Origin of the sequence: Pseudorhodoferax sp. Leaf274 (assembly GCF_001422445.1) — a bacterium.
Lineage (GTDB): Bacteria > Pseudomonadota > Gammaproteobacteria > Burkholderiales > Burkholderiaceae_C > Pseudorhodoferax.
Genome location: NZ_LMNA01000028.1, coordinates 194188 through 210126, shown reverse-complemented (window position 1 = coordinate 210126; position 15939 = coordinate 194188). Strand labels below are relative to the sequence as shown.

Here is a 15939-nt window from a genome sequence, read left to right as displayed (position 1 = left end):
CGGCGCCGCAGCCGCGCCGGTTCAGCCCGCCAGCCCGGTCGCGATGCGCACCTCGCCCGTCAGCACCTTGTGAATCGGGCACGCGTTGGCCACGGCCAGCAGCCGTTCGTGCTGGGCCGCATCCAGCGGGCCCTGCAGCGTGATGCTGCGCGCGATGTCGGTGCCGGCGGTGCCGGGCGCGGCGGCGCGCAGCGTCAGGGCCACCTGCACGCCCTCCAGCGGCCACTGCTTGCGCGCGGCGAACATCTTGAGCGTGATGGCGGTGCAGGCGCCCAGGCTGGACAGCAGCAAGGCGTGCGGTGTCGGTCCGGTGTCGCCGCCGCCCTGCACCGCGGGCTCGTCGCCGCTCCAGCGGTGGCCGGCCTCGTCGCGGAACTGGACGGCATAGGGCGTGGCGCCCAGTGTGGCGTGCAGGGTGACATCGGCGGACATGGCGCTCCTTCGGCGGGATGGTGGGCGCCGATGGTGCCACGCCCGCGGGGCGGGCGCGCCGCGTCAGTCGTCGGTGCCGCGCACCACCAGCACGGGCACGCGTGCGTTCTGCAGCACGCGCTGGGTCACGCTGCCCAGCAGCAGCTTCTCGATGCCGCGCCGGCCGTGCGAGCCCATCACGATCAGGTCGGCATCGCAGGTCCCGGCCGTGTTCAGGATGCCTTCCTCGGCGGCGTGGCCTTCCACCGTCGCCGATTCGCACGCCACGCCCGCCGCTTCGGCGATCGCCAAGGCCGCGCCGAGCGCGCCATTGGCATTGGCGGTGGCCGCCTGCAGATACTCGGCCTGGCCCACCGCGCTGTCGGCGCCGACGCCGAGGAACGGATAGATGTCGACCACGTGCACGACGAACACGCCGGCGTCGAACGCACGCGCAAGTTCCACCGCATGGCGCAGCGCGGCCAGCGCGGTCTGCGAGCCATCCACGGGAACCAGGATCTGCTTGTACATGCGGGTCTCCTCAGGGCGAATGGAAAGCCCCAGTTTAGGAGCCCGCCGGCGTGGCCATGCCCTTCAAGCCAGCATGCCTTCGGCGATGCGCGGCGCGGCCACGGGCACCACCAGTTCGTACTCGCACGCCACGGCCTGCTCGATGCGGCTGAACACCGCCGGGATGCGGCAGCTGCCCACATCGCTGGCATCGCGCAGGTGGCCCGCGATCTTGCCGTCGGGATAGATGTGGAAGGCCATGCCCTCGGCGAACTCCGGGTCGGCCCACAGCCGCTGGTTCAGTTCGGCCAGGTACTGCACGTGGTTGAGGGGCTTGCGCTGCATGGCTAGAAACGCTCCAGGTCGGACAGTTCCAGGCAGTCGGTGGGCGCGTTGTCCAGCGCCAGCGAGCGGCCGCCCTCGCCCGCCTGCACCACCTTCAGGCGCGGGCCCAGCGACACATGGTCGCCGTCGCGCAGCAGCGCATGCACCTTGTCGCCCGCATCGATGCGGGCCACGACCTGGTCGATGGCCACGGCATGCGGCTCCTGCTGCCAGGCGCCGCTGCCGTCGCCCTGCCCGAGTTGCACGGCGGTGAGCTGCTGGTTCTGGTAGCGCACGGCGGTCACGCAAAAATGTTCAGGGGTCATGGCATCCTCTTTCGGCTGCGATGGTGCTTGCAGCGCGGCGTGGTGGCTGTCGGCCGGCGTCCTGCAGAGCTGTCGGCAGCGGCCGAGGCACATGTCCGAAAACGGCCAGTCCACCGGCATCCCGCCCCCTATGATCCGGGCCATGGACGCGTCCACCACCTCCCCCGGCGACCCGCTCGACGCAGCCCGCTACCGCGCGCTGGCCGCGCGCGACGCCCGCTTCGACGGCCGCTTCTTCACGGGCGTGACCAGCACCGGCATCTACTGCCGGCCGGTCTGCAGCGTGAAGACGCCGCGGCGCGAGAACTGCCGCTTCTTCGAGCACGCGGCCCAGGCCGAGCGCGCGGGCTTCAGGCCCTGCCTGCGCTGCCGGCCCGAGCTGGCGCCGCAGGTGCTGCCCTGGTCCACGCAGGACGCGTCGGCCACCCTCGCGCAGCAGGCCGCGCGGCTGCTGGACGCGCCCGACGCCTGGCCCGAGGCCGGCCCCACGGTGCAGGCGCTGGCCGAACGGCTGGGCGTGTCCGACCGGCATGTGCGCCGCATCTTCGAGGCGCAGTTCGGCGTCTCGCCGCTGCAGTATCTGCAGACGCGCCGGCTGCTCGCGGCCAAGCAGCTGCTGGCCGACACCGACCTGCCCGTGGCCCAGGTCGCGCAGGCCAGCGGCTTCCACAGCCTGCGCCGCTTCAACGCGGCCTTCGTCGCGCACTACGGGCTCAACCCCGCTGCGCTGCGCCGCGCCGGCGGCGAGCGCGAAGGCCAGGGCAGCCAGGTGCGGCTGGGCTACCGCCCGCCGTACGACTGGCAGGCCATGCTGGCCTTCTTCGCGGCGCGGCAGATTCCCGGCATGGAGACGGTGGCCGACCCCGACGCGGCGTCGCCCGGCATCGCGCGCACACTGGCGCTGCAGGCGGCAGGGCAGCGGCACACGGGCTGGCTGCACATGGCCTTCGCGCCCGAACGCCACCAGCTGCTGCTGCGCGTGTCCGACAGCCTGCGCGCCGTGCTGCCGCTGGTGATCCGGCGGGTGCGGGTGCTGCTCGACCTCGATGCCGACCCGCAGGCCATCCACGCCGTGCTGGGCACGCGCTTTCCCGATGGCGCCGGCCTGCGCGTGCCGGGCTGCATGGACGGCTACGAGCTGGCCGTGCGCGCCGTGCTCGGCCAGCAGATCACGGTGGCGGCCGCGCGCACGCTGGCCAGCCGCCTGGTCACGCGCTTCGGCCAGCCCATCGCCACGCCCGAGCCCGGCCTCACCCACCTGTTTCCCGCGCCGCAGGCGCTGGCCGAGCTGGGCGATGCCGCCGGCGATGCGCTGGGCGGCCTGGGCATCGTGCGCCAGCGCCAGGCGGCCATCGTGGCGCTGTCGCACGCCGTGGCCGGCGGACTCCACCTGCAGCCCGGCGGCGACGTGCCGGCCACCATCGCCGCGCTGAAAGCGCTGCCCGGCATCGGCGACTGGACGGCGCAGTACATCGCCATGCGCGCGCTGCGCTGGCCCGACGCCTTCCCCGCCGGCGACGTGGCACTGCACAACGCACTGGGCGTGCGCGATGCGCCGCACCCCGCGCGTGCGGCCGAGGCCGCGTCCGAACCCTGGAAACCCTGGCGCAGCTACGCCGTCCTGCGCGCCTGGGCCCTGCTGCCGGCGCGCCCCACGAAAACCACCAAGACAACCAAGGAATGACCATGCAGTTCCACCCCTCCACCGTGCACACCCGCATCGACACGCCGCTGGGCGCCATGGTGCTGTCCGCCTCCGATCTTGGCCTGAATGGCGCGTGGTTCGACGGCCAGCGCCACCAGCCCGCACCCGACGCCTGGCCGCAGGCGCCGCAGCACCCGGTGCTGCAGGCCGCGCAGGCCCAGTTGCACGGCTACTTCGGCGGCCGGCGCACGGGCTTCGACCTGCCGCTGGACCTGTCCGGCGGCACGCCGTTCCAGCAGGCCGTCTGGCAGGCGCTGCTGGAGATCGGCGCGGGCGCCACCAGCAGCTACGGCGCGCTGGCCCGGCAGATCGCGCGTCCGGCGGCGGTGCGCGCCGTGGGCGCCGCGGTGGGCCGCAACCCGGTCAGCGTGATCGTGCCCTGCCACCGCGTGCTGGGCCACGGCGGCGCGCTGACCGGCTATGCCGGCGGCCTGCCACGCAAGCAGGCGCTGCTGGCGCTGGAAAGCGCAGAGCTGGAAGTGGCCGCATGAAGGACCAGCGCAGCGCCTGGATCGGCGACTTCGTCCTGCTCTCTGCGCTGTGGGGCGCCTCCTTCCTGTTCATGCGCAACGCCGCGCTCGAACTGGGCCCGCTGCCGACCGCCGCCGCGCGCGTGGGCATCGCGGCGCTGTGCCTGCTGCCGCTGCTGTGGCGGCGCGGCCTGTGGCCCGATCTCGTGCGCCACCACCGGCCGGTGCTGTTCGTGGGCCTGCTCAACTCGGGCATCCCGTTCGCGCTGTATTCGTACGCGGTGCTGTCGATCTCCACTGGCCTGTCGGCCATCCTCAACGCCACCGTGCCGCTGTTCGGTGCCGTCGTGGCCTGGGCCTGGCTGCGCGAGCGGCCCGGCGCCTCGCGCAGCCTCGGGCTGGCGCTGGGTTTCGTGGGCGTGGCGCTGCTGGCCTGGAACAAGGCCAGCTTCACGCCCAAGGCCGGCGCCGCCGCCACCGGCTGGGCCGTGCTGGCGTGCCTGCTGGCTTGCATCTGCTATGCCCTCGCCGCCAGCTTCACCAAACGCTACCTGGGCGACGTCAAGCCGCTGGTGCTGGCGGCCGGCAGCCAGCTGGGCGCCACGCTGGGCCTGGCGCTGCCGGCGCTGTGGCTATGGCCCGGCCAGACACCGAGCCTGAAGGCGCTCGCCAGCCTGGCGGCCGTGGGCGTTCTGTGCACGGCGCTGGCCTACATCCTGTTCTTCCGCCTCATCGCCAAAGTGGGGCCGGCGCGCACGCTGACCGTGACCTTCGTGGTGCCGGTGTTCGGCGTGCTGTACGGCACGCTGCTGCTGGGCGAGGCGCTGACGCCGGCGATGCTAGGGTGTGGCGCGGTGATCCTGTGCGGGACGTCCCTCGCCACCGGCGTGGTGCGGCTGCCGACGCGCAAGTAAGCCTTCAGCGTCCGTAACACGTGGCAACAACTTGCTGGTTTGCAGCAATGGCCTGGATGGAGGCCTCGCTGGCACAGTAGGTGCTTCCCACGTCGCCCTGTGCTCCATGTTGGGGCACAGATTTCCTGTCCCGAGGTCCATCCATTCCAATGAAATCAACAACACGTACCCCTCTCTGGATCGCCACCCCGATTGCAGTCGCTCTCGCCCTCGTCGCTTGCGGCGGCGATGGAGATGATCTGGTCGTCGACACGAACCCGAGCAGCTGCTCACTGGCCAACGGCAGCGGGACGCCCATCACTGTGGGGTCGGGACTGGCCGGCGACCCGGCGGCACCCGAGCCGGCCTCGGACTACCGCCTCGGCTACAAGGCCAAAAACTCCAACAGCTACATGGTGGTGGCCAACACGCCACTCGCGGTGAAGGCTGGATGCGAGGTGCTCAAGGCCGGTGGCACGGCCGCAGACGCCGCCATCGCCGTGCAGGCCGTGCTCGGGTTGGTCGAACCCCAGTCGAGCACCCTCGCCGGCAGCGCCTTCATGATGTACTACGACGCCGGGAGCAAGAAGATCACGGCCTACGACGGCCGTGAAACCGCGCCCGCCGCGGCAACGAACTTCTACCTGGCCCGCCAGGAACAGGCAGATGCAGGGTCGCCGCGCCCAGTTCCGGACGCCCGCCGCAGCGGCCGCTCGATTGGCGTTCCAGGCGTGATGCGCATGATGGAGATGGCGCACAAGGAGCACGGAAAGCTGAAATGGAACCAGCTCTTCGATGAAGGCATCGACCTGGCAACGAACGGCTACATCATTCCAAGGCGCATGGGCGATGCGATCAACAGCACGGCAGCCGACCTGCGCCGCGACGCCAACGCCGTGGCCGCCTTCTTCAACGCCGATGGCACGCCCAAGAAGGCCGGCGACACCAACAAGAATCTGCCCTATGCCGACACCCTGAAAGCGCTGGCCACTCAAGGCGCCAATGCCTTGCACACAGGGCCGATCGCCGAGGCCATCGTGGCCAAGGTGGCGCAGAGCGTGGGCGACGACGCCGCCCGTACGCCGATCACCCCGGGCCTCATGACCCTGTCTGACCTGGCAGGCTACCAACCCAAGAAGCGCGATCCGGCCTGCATCACCTACCGCGCCTACTACGTTTGCTCCATGGCGCCGCCGTCCTCCGGCGGCATCGCGATCGCGCAGTCCCTGGGCATCCTGGAGAACTTCACGATGTCGGGCTACGGCCCCACCAACCCCGAGAACGAGGGCGGCATACCCAGCGTCATGGGCGTGCACCTGGTGTCCGAGGCCAACCGCCTGGCCTACGCCGACCGCGACAAGTACGTGGCCGACACGGACTACATCCCGCTGCCCGGCAGTGGCCTGGCGACCATGCTCGACAAGAACTACCTCAAGAGCCGCGCCAACCTGATCAGCATGACCCGCAGCATGGGCACCGCACAGCCGGGTGACCTGGGCAACGTGCCGCTGGGCCGGGACACCTCGACGGAAGCGGGCACCACGCATTTCTCCATCGTCGATGCCTACGGCAATGTGGCCTCGGTCACCTCGACGGTGGAGTCGAGCATGGGCTCTTTCCACATGACCAACGGCTTCCTGCTGACCAACCAGCTGACCGACTTCTCGGTCCAGCCGACCGACAGCACCGGCACTCTGGTCGCCAACCGCATTGCCCCGGGCAAGCGGCCGCGCAGCACCATGGCACCCACGCTGGTGTTCCGCGGTGCCGACACGAGCGACTTCATGATGGCCACCGGCTCACCGGGCGGCGGCACCATCATCCAGTACGTGCTCAAGACCGTGGTCGGCGCGCTCGACTGGGGCCTGGATGCGCAGCAGGCCACCTCGCTGGTGGACTTCGGCGCTACCAACAGCGTTACGACCAACGTGGACGGCTCGAACTTCCGCAGGGCTGCCAACCCCAATGCCACGCTGGACCTCTCGGGATTGGTGAGCGGCCTGCAGGCCCTGGGCCACACGGTGAACACCGGTGCCCAGTCCAGCGGCATCTCCACCGTGATGCGCGTCCAGAAGGACGGCAAGTGGGTGCTGCAAGGCGGCGTGGACCCACGCCGCGAGGGCATCGTGCTGGGCGACGGCGCCCTGTGACGCCAGAGGGCTCTTCGCCCTCTTCACCCCAACGCAAGGCCCGGCAACGGGCCTTGCGCGTTTCTGCCCGCTCTGCGCGGGCTTTCGCCGTCCCTCCCGCTCACACCGCCTTCATCGCCAGCAAGGCCCGCAGCGTCACCTGCGTCGCACCGTCGTCCAGCCTGGCCCGGTGCGCGATGCCCAGTGCCCGCGACAGGGCCGGCCGCAGCGGCCGCATGCTGATGCGCGGTTCGGGCGGCGGCGCGCCCGCTTCGTGCGGCAGCAGCGCGGCGCCATAGCCCGCGGCCACGAGGCTCTTCATCGCGTCGTTGTAGTTCAGCTCGATGCGCGCCTGCGGCCGCTCGCCGGCGGCGGCGAACCATTCGGCGGTCTGGCGCGACAGCCGCGTGCCGCGGTCGTTGGCGATCAGGGGCCGGGCGGCGAGCCAGGCCGGCGTCACATGCCGCGGCGGATTCCAGCCGGTCGGGATGAACGCGAGCACGGGGTCCTTGCGCCAGGCCTGCACGCGCAGGCCGCGCTGCACCGGCTGCGGCAGCGCGACGATGCCGATGTCCAGGCTGCCGGCGGCCAGCCGCGCCAGGGCTTCCACGCTGGTCACCACCGCAACCTGCACGTCGATCTCGGGGTGCCGCGCCGCCAGGGCCTCCAGCGCTTGCGGCAGCAGGTGCGCCAGCGCGCCGGTGGACGCCCCCAGGCGCACGCGGCCGCCGCGCGCGGCGATCTGGGCCTGGACGGCCTGCAGCAGGTCGTCGGCCTCGGCCAGCAGCCGCCGCGCCTTGTCGATCAGCAGGCTGCCGGCGGATGTCGGCGTCACGCCCGAGGGCGCGCGGTGCAGCAGGCGCGTGCCGAGGCGGGCTTCGAGCTGCGCCACGTGCAGCGTGACGGTGGGCGGCGCCAGGTGCAGTGCCTTGGCCGCCTTGGCGAAGGAGCCGAGGTCGGCCACGGCCAGCAGCGTGCGCAGGCGGTCGAGGTTGATTTCGCGCATCGTGCAGCGCCCAGGGGGCGCAGGGTGATTCAGGATTCGTGCATGGCGAGTTTGTCAGATTCAACTGGCCTGCACGCGCCGCACGCTGCACCATGCGCCCCGAACCCCACCGGAGCAGCCCCATGACCCCTCTCGTTTTCATCGATGGCGACCAAGGCACGACCGGCCTGCAGGTGCGGCAATGGCTGGCCGGCCGGACCGACCTGCGCGTGCTGCAGCTGCCGCCCGCACACCGCAAGAGCGCCGCCCACCGCGCCGAGGCGCTGAACGACTGCGACGTCGCCTTGCTGTGCCTGCCGGACGAGGCCGCGCGCCAGGCCGTGGCGCTGGTGCGCCGCCCCGGCGTGCGCGTGATCGACGCCAGCTCCGCGCACCGCACCGCGCCGGGCTGGGTCTATGGCCTGCCGGAGCTGGACGCCGAACAGGCCGGCCGCATCGCCAGCGCAAGGCGCGTCAGCAACCCCGGCTGCTACCCGACCGGCGCCGTGGCCCTGCTCCGGCCGCTGGTCGACGCCGGGCTGCTGCCGGCCGACCATCCGCTGGCCATCCACGCGGTGTCGGGCTACTCCGGGCGCGGGCGCGCCGGGCTCGACGACCACGAGGGCGCAGCGGCCGCCACCGCGGCGCCGTTCCAGGTCTACGGCCTGGGGCTGCAGCACAAGCACGTGCCCGAGATCCAGCAGCATGCGGGCCTGGCGCATGCGCCGGTGTTCGTGCCGGCCTACGGCCACTACCGGCAAGGCATCGTGCTGACCATCGCGCTGCACCTGCGCCTGCTGCCCGCCGGCGTGACGGCCGCGCGTCTGCACGCCGCGCTGGCGGCGCGCTACGCGGGGCAGGCCTGCATCGAACTGCAGCCGCTGGGCGCCGATGCCGATGCGCAGCGGCTCGACCCGCGCGCGCTGAACGGCAGCAACCGCCTGCGTCTGGCGGTGTTCACGCAGGAGCGCACGGGCCAGGTGCTGCTGTCTGCGGTGTTCGACAACCTGGGCAAGGGGGCCGCCGGTGGCGCGGTGCAGAACCTGGGGCTGATGCTGGGCCTGTCGGCGCCATGGCAGCTGCAGGCCGAGGCCCCGGCACAGGCCCAGGCCCAGACGCACGGCGGCCTGCTCGCCGCCTGAAAGGCAAGCGCGCGAGCGGCTGGGTCGGCGCGCGCGCCGCTCAAGCGCTCAGCGCTCAGGAACCCAGACGTCCAGGCCCTCAGGCCGGCTCCAGCAGCAGCGCGCCTCGCGCCGATGCCTGCGTGCGGAACACCGCCACGCCCTCGACCAGCGCGCCGGCCTGGCTGCGCAGGCTGCCCGCGGCGGCGGCCATCTGCTCGACCAGCGCGGCGTTTTGCTGCGTGGTCTGGTCCATCTGCGTGACGGCCTCGCCGACCTGGGCCACGCCCTGCGATTGCTCCTGGCTGGCAGCACTGATCTCGCCGATCAGGTCGGACACGCGGCGCACGGCGGCCAGCAGCTCCTGCATGGTGGTGCCGGCCTGGCCGGCCAGCGCGTTGCCGGCGTCGACGCCCTGCACGCTGTCGGTGATGAGCGCCTTGATCTCCCTGGCCGCGTCGGCGCTGCGCTTGGCCAGGATGCGCACCTCGCTGGCGACGACCGCGAAGCCGCGGCCGTGCTCGCCCGCGCGCGCGGCCTCCACGGCGGCGTTGAGCGCCAGGATGTTGGTCTGGAACGCGATCGCGTCGATCACGCCGATGATGTCGGCGATGCGGCCCGACGCGGCATGGATGCCCTGCATGGTCCGGACCATCTGCGCGACGACGGCGCCGCCCTGCTCGGCCACGCTGCTGGCGCTGGCCGCCAACTGGCTGGCCTGGCGCGCGGTGTCGGCGTTCTGGCGCACGGTGGCGGTCATCTGCTCCATCGAGGCCGCGGTCTGCTGCAGCGCGCTGGCCTGGCTCTCGGTGCGCGCAGAGAGATCGTTGTTGCCCTGGGCGATCTCGGCGCTGGCGGTGGCCACGCCGTCGGCATTGCCGCGCACGCGCACCACCACCTGGGTCAGCTGCTCGCGCATGCGCAGCAGCGCGGCGATCAGCCGGCCGACCTCGTCCGTGCCGTGCGCGATGCCCGGGCCGGCCAGGTCGCCCTGCGCCACGGCGCCCGCCAGCGCGACGGCCTGCGCCAGCGGCCGCGTGATGGAGCGCACGAACGCGGCCATCAGCCCGCCGGCGAGCAGCAGCGCCACTGCCAGCGCCAGGCCGGTCCACAGCAGCGCGCGGCGCTGGTCCACGATGCGCTGCTGCAGCGCCGCGTCCAGGCTGGCCATGGCCAGCGTGTTGAGTGCGTACAGGCCGTCGATGGTCCGGGTGAAGTCGTCGAAGTAGGCCTGGCCGGGCAGCGTGAGCGTGGCGGCCTGCAGCAGTTCGCGCTCGGCCAGCTGCAGCGTGGCGCTGATGCGCTCGGCCTGCTGGCGCGCCGGCGCCTGCAGTGCCTCGCGCAGGCCGGCGTCGGCCGCGGTGGCGCGCGCGAAGTTGCGAAAGGCCTCGCCCTGCAGCTCGAGCACGCGCTCGCGCAGCGACTGCAGCAGCGCGCGGCCGGGCGGCGGCAATTCGCCGCGCGCGAGGAAGGACGCGCCCTGCGCCCGCATCACGCCCAGCTTCTCGCCCAGCATGGGGGCCTGCACCAGCGAGGCCTGGATCAGCGCCTGCAGCGCGGGGTCGGGCTCCACCGTGAGCCGGAAGCTCTGCAGCAGTTCCTCGCCGATGCGCATGGTGGCGGCGACGAGGGCGGTGTGCCGCGCGGTGCTCTGCGGCGCCTCCAGGCTGCGCGCGGCCACCTCGGACTCCAGTTGCTGCCAGGTCTGGCGCACCTGGCCAAAGGCCTGGCGCTGCGCGGCCGGCACATCGGCTTCGGCGAAGCGCGCGTCCGCGGCCTCCAGGGCCTTGGCCACCGCGTCGCGCGCGGCCGGGCGGCGCGCGGCCAGCACCTCGTTGCCGCTGAGCATGCTGGCCGACAGGCCGCGGTGCACCTGCATCCACTGCACGGTCTGGTTGAGCGCGGCCAGCGGCGCGGCGCCGCGGGCTTCGTGGCTGGCCTGCTGCAGCGTCTGCAGCGCGCCGCGGGTGTAGAGCCAGCTGGGCAGCAGGCACATGAGCACGCCGATCAGCGCGAGGATGGCGAATTTCTGGAAGAGGGACAGGCGTTGGAGCATGCGGCGGGACCCGCAAGTTCCAAGCCACGGCCGAGCCGCACAGCGCGGTTCAGGAACCGCCTGTCGGCGCGCCGGCCAGCGCCGCGGCCTGGCGCGGCAGGCGGCCGGCCCAGGTGGCGTCCTGCCGGCACGGCGCGTAGGCGTCGTTCGCGATGCGGTAGATGCGCGTGGACACGTCCATGAGCCCCAGCACCGAGTGGAAGTAGTCGTCGTGCGAGACCCGCGCGTCGGCACGCGCGCGCAGGCAGCCGTCCGACAGCGCCGTGGCCTGCGCGAAGCCGGTCGACAGCCAAGTGATCCAGGGCACATGCTTCTGCACGTCGGGCGCGATGGCATAGGGCATGCCGTGCAGGTACAGGTTGTTCTCGCCCAGCGATTCGCCATGGTCGGACACGTACATCAGCGCGTTGTCGGTGCCCGTGGGGTTGCGCCGCAGCCAGGCGATGGCCTCGCCCAGGAACTGGTCGGTGTAGGCGATGGAGTTGTCGTAGGCGTTGCGCAGCGCCTGGGGATCGCAGTCCTGCAGCGCATTGCTCGTGCACTCGGGCAGGAAGCGCTTGGCCGAGGCCGGCGAGCGGTGGGCGTAGGCCGGGCCGTGGCTGCCCATCTGGTGCAGCACCACCACGGTGCCGCGCGCGCGGCGCGCCGGGTCCAGCGTGGCCAGGCGGGCCTGCAGCTGCTCCAGCATCGCGCCGTCCAGGCACTCGCCGCCGCTGCACAGTGGGCTGGCGGCGGTGGTGTCGGTGGCGCCGTTCGGCACCCGGTCGCACACGCCCTTGCAGCCGGACTGGTTGTCCAACCACAGCACGGCCAGGCCGGCACGCTGCAGCACGTCGAGCAAGGTCTCGTAGTTGCCGCTGCGGTGCAGGTACTCCTCGCGCGGCAGGTGCGAGAACATGCAGGGCAGCGACTCGGCCGTGCTGGTGCCGCAGGACCACGCGTTGCGGAAGCTCAGCACCTGCTCGCGCTCCAGCGCGGGCGTGGTCGGCCGGTCGTAGCCGTTCAGCCCGAAATGGTCGCTGCGCGCGGTCTCGCCCAGCACCAGCAGCAGCAGGCGCGGCCGCGCGCCTGGGGCGGTGCCGGCCGGCGTGGCAAGCGCCAGCTGGGCATCCTCGCCCAGCGGCTGCAGCGGGCCGGCCTCGTGCTGGAAGGGCCGCGCCGCCAGCCGCGCGACCGACACCAGGCTGGACACCGGATTGACGAGGTAGCGCAGGTCCTTGTTGTTGCGGCTGGCGGAAGCGAGCGGCTGGAACATGGCCAGCACCAGCGCGGCCAGCGCCAGCAGGGCCGCGAGCGAGAACGCCGGGTTGCGCCAGAGCTGGCGCCGCACCGCGCCGTAGGCCACGGGCTGGCGCCAGACCAGCCAGGCCGGCAGCACGGCCAGCACCAGCACGCCGGCCAGCAGCTGCCAGTTCAGCAGCGCGCCGGCTTCGCGCCAGTCGGTCTGCATGGCGTTGACCAGCATGCCGGGGTCGATCAGCACGCCGTAGCTGCCCATGAAGTGCCGCGCCAGCGCCGTGCTGAACAGCAGCAGCACGAGCATGGGCTTGAGCGTGGGCCGCCAGGCGAACAGGCCGAGCAGCGCGGCCAGCAGCGCCCAGATGGCCAGCCACAGCGTGGCGCCGAAGGCCAGGCCACGGCCGCCGGCGAGCAGGCCCAGCTCGGACAGGCGCTGCCACAGCGCACCGTTGCCCAGCAGGGTCATCCACAGGCTGGCGGCCAGCACCAGCCACAGGGGCGAAACCGGACGGCGCGTGATGCGGAGACCTTCGGCGGTGCGCGCTTGCCGGGCGCGGCGCGGCACGGCGCTCATGCCATCGCTCCTTGCATGTCGGTCCGCACACGCGCGAACGCGGCGTCCACGGCCCAGCCCACGGCCGCGCAGATCCAGGCCGTCCACAGCGTGTGGCTCATGAAATGGGCGCCGCGCAGCTGCTGCGCGAGGCCCAGCACCAGGCCCGTGGCGATGGCCACGGCCAGCCAGGCCGTGGCCAGGCGCGGCAGGTCGCGCCGTAGCGCGAACCAGCCCGCGACGTAGGCGAAGCCGGCGCTGGCATGGCCGGCCGGAAAGCAGCGCCCGGCGCCGCCGTCTTCCTGCAGCCAGCCCAGCCAGTGCGACTGGTAGCGGGCCACGCCGCCGAAGGCCGCGAGGTCCCAGGGGCAGCTGGTGTGGCTGCCCGACTTGATCAGCGAGACCATGCCCGTGGCCAGCAGGCCCGACAGCGCCAGCTGCAGGCGCCGTGCGAAGGGCAGCCGGCGCAGCGGCCCGACCGGCGAGGCCACGGACAGGCACAGCAGGAGTCCCAGGCCCCAGGCCAGTTGGCGCGCGCCGTCGTGCAGCACATGGTTGAGCCACCAGTTGCCCCGCAGCGCGAAGCCGTCCGCGCCGCCCATCCGTTGGGCCAGGGCCAGGTCCCAGCCGCCGGCGTCCCACAGCAGCGGCAGCGCCAGCAGGGCCAGCACCACGATGCCGGGGCCTTTGATTCCGTGTCGATCTTGCATGCCGGCGAGCTTCGTGCCGCTCACTTAAGGAACCCTTAAGAGCGCTCGGCACAATGGCGGCATGCGTGTTCTTGTGGTGGAAGACGATCCGGGCATCGCCCAGGGCCTGCGCCTGACGCTGGGCCAGCACGGCTGGGCGGTCGATTGCGTCGGCAGCCTGGAGGCGGCCTGGTCGGCGCTGCGCGTGGAGCCCTTCGACGCCGTGCTGCTGGACCTGGGCCTGCCCGACGGCGACGGCGCCACGCTGCTGCAGCGCCTGCGCCACGCGCCGACCGGCAGCCGGCCCGACCCGGCCACGCCGGTGCTGATCATGACCGCGCGCGACCAGGTGGCCTCGCGCATCACGGGCCTGGACATGGGCGCCGACGACTACCTGGGCAAGCCCTTCGACGCGCACGAACTGGCGGCCCGGCTGCGCGCCGTGTGCCGCCGTGCCGCCGGCCGCCCGCAGCCGCTGCTGTGCCGCGGCACGCTGGAGCTGGACCCGGCGGCGCGCCAGGTGCGCCAGGACGGCCGCGCGGTGGACCTGTCCACGCGCGAGTTCGGCGTGCTGCTCACGCTGCTGCAGGCCAGCCCGCGCGTGCTCTCGCGCCAGCAGATCGAGGCCAGCCTGTACAACTTCGACCAGGCGCTGGAGAGCAACGCCATCGAGGTCCACGTGCACCACCTGCGCAGGAAGCTCGGCGACGGCCTGATCCAGACCATGCGCGGCGTCGGCTATTTCGTGCCCGAGGACGTGCGCAAGTGACGCGCCGGCCCTCGCTGCAGCGCCAGCTGCTGGCCTGGACGCTGGGCGCGCTGGTCGTGGTCTGGTCGGTGTTCATGCTGGTCGGCTACCACACCGGCGTGGAAGAAGCCGACGAACTCACCGACGGCCACCTGGCCAGCGTGGCCTCGCTGCTGCTGTCGCAGCCCGGCACCGTGTTCGAGCAGCGGCCCGATGCCGCACCCTTGGGCGTGTCGCCCAGCCTCAAGGCGCACGACTACCAGCAGTCGCTCAGCGTGGCGGTCTGGAACGCGGACGGCGCGCTGCTGACCAGCACCGGCCCGGCGCCGCTGCCGCCCGCCGACGCGCCCGAAGGCTTCTCCACGCTGCAGCTGGGCCAGCCGGCCCAGGCCTGGCGCGTGTTCGTGCGCTGGGACGGTGCGCGCCATGAACGCAAGGTCGCCGTGCTGCTCAGCGTGCAGGAACGCGACGAGCTGGCTGAGGACATCGCCGAGCAGGTGGCCACGCCCGGCCTGTGGCTGCTGCCCATCGTCACGCTGGTGCTGACGCTGGCCGTGCGGCGCGGCCTGCGCCCGCTGCTGGACCTGAGCGCGCGCGTGCGGGCGCTGGACATCCACCATGCCAGCCGGCTGCAGGCGCCGGCGCACGCCGAGTTCCAGGCCATGGTGGAGTCGATCCAGACGCTGGCGGCGCGCTACCAGACCGCGCTGGTGCACGAGCGCGAGCTGGCCGACACCTTCGCGCACGAGCTGCGCACGCCACTGTCCTCGCTGCGGCTGCACGCCGCCTCGCTGCGCGGCACGCTGAAGCCGGAGCAGCGCCAGGCCGCGCTGCTGCAGGTCGAGGCCGATGCCGCGCGCACCGCGGCCATCATGGACGACCTGCTGGCCCTGGCCCGGGCCGGCCGGGCCCAGCTGGCCGAGGCCGCCCAGCCGCTGGACCTGGCGGCACTGGCCCGCCGGATCGCGGCCGAGCAGGCCCAGGAGGCGTTCGACGGCGTGCACGAGCTGGCGGTCGACGCGCCGGCCGAATGCATGGCCAACGGCCACCCGGTGCTGCTGGAGATCGCGCTGCGCAACCTGGTCGTCAACGCGCTGGGCCACACGCCGCCGGGCACGGCCGTCGAGATCCGCGTGCAGGCCGACCCACCCGCGCTGCAGGTGCGCGACAACGCCGCCAGCGTGCTGCACCCCACCGACCGCCGCCGCAGCGGCGCCGTGCTGGGCCTGGGGCTGGGCCACCAGGTCGTGCGGCGCGTGGCCGCCGTGCATGGCGGCACCTTCGCCACCACCGGGCCGGACGCCGACGGCTGGCGCTGCGACACCCTCACGCTGGGCACTGCGCCCGGCCATCCACCCTCCCCACCGTGACCCAAGACCGCTCCACCCCGCCCGCGCCCTCGTTCGACAACCCGCACAAGCGCCGCCATGGCCCCGTGCGCCTGTGGCATGCGCTGCTCTATTCGCTGGAGGGGCTACGCGCCGGCTGGGCCGAGAAGGCCTTCCGGCTGGAGGCCCAGCTGTCGCTGGTGCTGCTGCCGCTGGCCTTCTGGCTCGGCCGCGGCTGGGTCGAGGTGGCGCTGCTGGTGGGCAGCGTGGTGGCGGTGCTGGTGGTGGAGCTGCTCAACACGGCCGTCGAATCGGCCATCGACCGGCTCGGCCCGCAGTGGCATGCGCTGTCCAAGCGCGCCAAGGACCTGGGCAGCGCGGCCGTGCTGCTGGCGCTGCTGTTCTGCGTCGGGGTCTGGGTGGCGGCGCTGGTGGCGCGGCTGGGTTGACCG

Annotated in this window: 16 protein-coding genes; 8 read left to right on the top strand and 8 right to left on the bottom strand. The window is 72.8% G+C overall.

Going from position 1 to position 15939, the window contains the following annotated elements; translation table 11 throughout:
- Nucleotides 1-21: 21 nt before the first annotated feature.
- The 4 genes from ASF44_RS24840 to ASF44_RS24825 form a co-directional block, all read right to left on the bottom strand.
- The gene (locus tag ASF44_RS24840; protein WP_056901925.1) at nt 22-432 is read right to left on the bottom strand and encodes an OsmC family protein; all 411 of its coding nucleotides are present in this window, start codon (nt 430-432) and stop codon (nt 22-24) included.
- Between the two features lie 63 nt (nt 433-495).
- Nucleotides 496-942, bottom strand: a complete 447-nt coding sequence (locus tag ASF44_RS24835; RefSeq protein ID WP_056901924.1) for a universal stress protein — start codon at nt 940-942, stop codon at nt 496-498.
- Between the two features lie 63 nt (nt 943-1005).
- Complete coding sequence (locus ASF44_RS24830) at nt 1006-1266, bottom strand: hypothetical protein (RefSeq protein ID WP_056901923.1); 261 nt, start codon at nt 1264-1266, stop codon at nt 1006-1008.
- Between the two features lie 2 nt (nt 1267-1268).
- Nucleotides 1269-1571 (bottom strand): hypothetical protein, encoded by a 303-nt coding sequence (locus tag ASF44_RS24825; protein ID WP_156374667.1) that lies wholly within the window; start codon nt 1569-1571, stop codon nt 1269-1271.
- A 142-nt stretch (nt 1572-1713) separates the two neighbouring features.
- Between ASF44_RS24825 and ASF44_RS24820 the strand changes: the two genes are divergently transcribed.
- The 4 genes from ASF44_RS24820 to ASF44_RS24805 all read left to right on the top strand — a co-directional run bounded on the left by ASF44_RS24820 (nt 1714) and on the right by ASF44_RS24805 (nt 6789).
- Nucleotides 1714-3255 carry a DNA-3-methyladenine glycosylase 2 family protein gene (locus tag ASF44_RS24820; protein WP_056902053.1) on the top strand — a complete coding sequence of 514 codons (1542 nt, stop codon included), beginning with the start codon at nt 1714-1716 and terminating at the stop codon, nt 3253-3255.
- Nucleotides 3256-3257: 2 nt separating this feature from the next.
- Nucleotides 3258-3767, top strand: a complete 510-nt coding sequence (locus ASF44_RS24815) for a methylated-DNA--[protein]-cysteine S-methyltransferase (protein WP_056901921.1) — start codon at nt 3258-3260, stop codon at nt 3765-3767.
- On the top strand, nt 3764-4660 hold the full coding sequence (locus ASF44_RS24810) for a DMT family transporter (RefSeq protein ID WP_056901920.1): 897 nt from the start codon (nt 3764-3766) through the stop codon (nt 4658-4660). The genes ASF44_RS24815 and ASF44_RS24810 overlap by 4 nt, the downstream gene beginning before the upstream one ends.
- Nucleotides 4661-4809: 149 nt before the next feature.
- Nucleotides 4810-6789: a gamma-glutamyltransferase family protein gene (locus ASF44_RS24805; protein WP_056901919.1), complete on the top strand. Its 1980-nt coding sequence runs from the start codon at nt 4810-4812 to the stop codon at nt 6787-6789.
- Nucleotides 6790-6889: 100 nt separating this feature from the next.
- On the opposite strand, the gene ASF44_RS24800 is transcribed toward ASF44_RS24805, so the two are convergent.
- Nucleotides 6890-7774 carry a LysR family transcriptional regulator gene (locus ASF44_RS24800; protein WP_056901918.1) on the bottom strand — a complete coding sequence of 295 codons (885 nt, stop codon included), beginning with the start codon at nt 7772-7774 and terminating at the stop codon, nt 6890-6892.
- A gap of 122 nt (nt 7775-7896) precedes the next feature.
- Here ASF44_RS24800 and argC point away from each other — a divergent pair, with 122 nt between their 5' ends.
- Entirely contained in the window at nt 7897-8895 is a 999-nt protein-coding gene (gene argC / locus ASF44_RS24795) for an N-acetyl-gamma-glutamyl-phosphate reductase (protein ID WP_056901917.1), read from the top strand.
- A gap of 79 nt (nt 8896-8974) precedes the next feature.
- On the opposite strand, the gene ASF44_RS24790 is transcribed toward argC, so the two are convergent.
- Genes ASF44_RS24790 through ASF44_RS24780 form a run of 3 tightly spaced genes read right to left on the bottom strand, consistent with a single transcriptional unit; the run spans nt 8975 to nt 13432 of the window.
- The gene (locus ASF44_RS24790; protein WP_056901916.1) at nt 8975-10930 is read right to left on the bottom strand and encodes a methyl-accepting chemotaxis protein; all 1956 of its coding nucleotides are present in this window, start codon (nt 10928-10930) and stop codon (nt 8975-8977) included.
- A 49-nt stretch (nt 10931-10979) separates the two neighbouring features.
- A complete protein-coding gene (locus ASF44_RS24785; protein ID WP_082525027.1) occupies nt 10980-12743 on the bottom strand; it encodes a phosphoethanolamine transferase in 1764 nt (587 codons plus the stop codon).
- Nucleotides 12740-13432, bottom strand: coding sequence for a phosphatase PAP2 family protein (locus ASF44_RS24780; protein ID WP_082525039.1), 693 nt, complete (start codon nt 13430-13432; stop codon nt 12740-12742). Before ASF44_RS24780 ends, ASF44_RS24785 begins: the two co-directional genes overlap by 4 nt.
- A 61-nt stretch (nt 13433-13493) precedes the next feature.
- Here ASF44_RS24780 and ASF44_RS24775 point away from each other — a divergent pair, with 61 nt between their 5' ends.
- The 3 genes from ASF44_RS24775 to ASF44_RS32075 are packed head-to-tail and all read left to right on the top strand — an operon-like array spanning nt 13494 to nt 15936.
- The gene (locus tag ASF44_RS24775) at nt 13494-14180 is read left to right on the top strand and encodes a response regulator transcription factor (RefSeq protein ID WP_056901915.1); all 687 of its coding nucleotides are present in this window, start codon (nt 13494-13496) and stop codon (nt 14178-14180) included.
- On the top strand, nt 14177-15529 hold the full coding sequence (locus tag ASF44_RS24770) for a histidine kinase dimerization/phospho-acceptor domain-containing protein (RefSeq protein ID WP_056901914.1): 1353 nt from the start codon (nt 14177-14179) through the stop codon (nt 15527-15529). Before ASF44_RS24775 ends, ASF44_RS24770 begins: the two co-directional genes overlap by 4 nt.
- On the top strand, nt 15526-15936 hold the full coding sequence (locus ASF44_RS32075; protein WP_056901913.1) for a diacylglycerol kinase: 411 nt from the start codon (nt 15526-15528) through the stop codon (nt 15934-15936). The genes ASF44_RS24770 and ASF44_RS32075 overlap by 4 nt, the downstream gene beginning before the upstream one ends.
- The last annotated feature ends 3 nt before the right edge of the window (nt 15937-15939 follow it).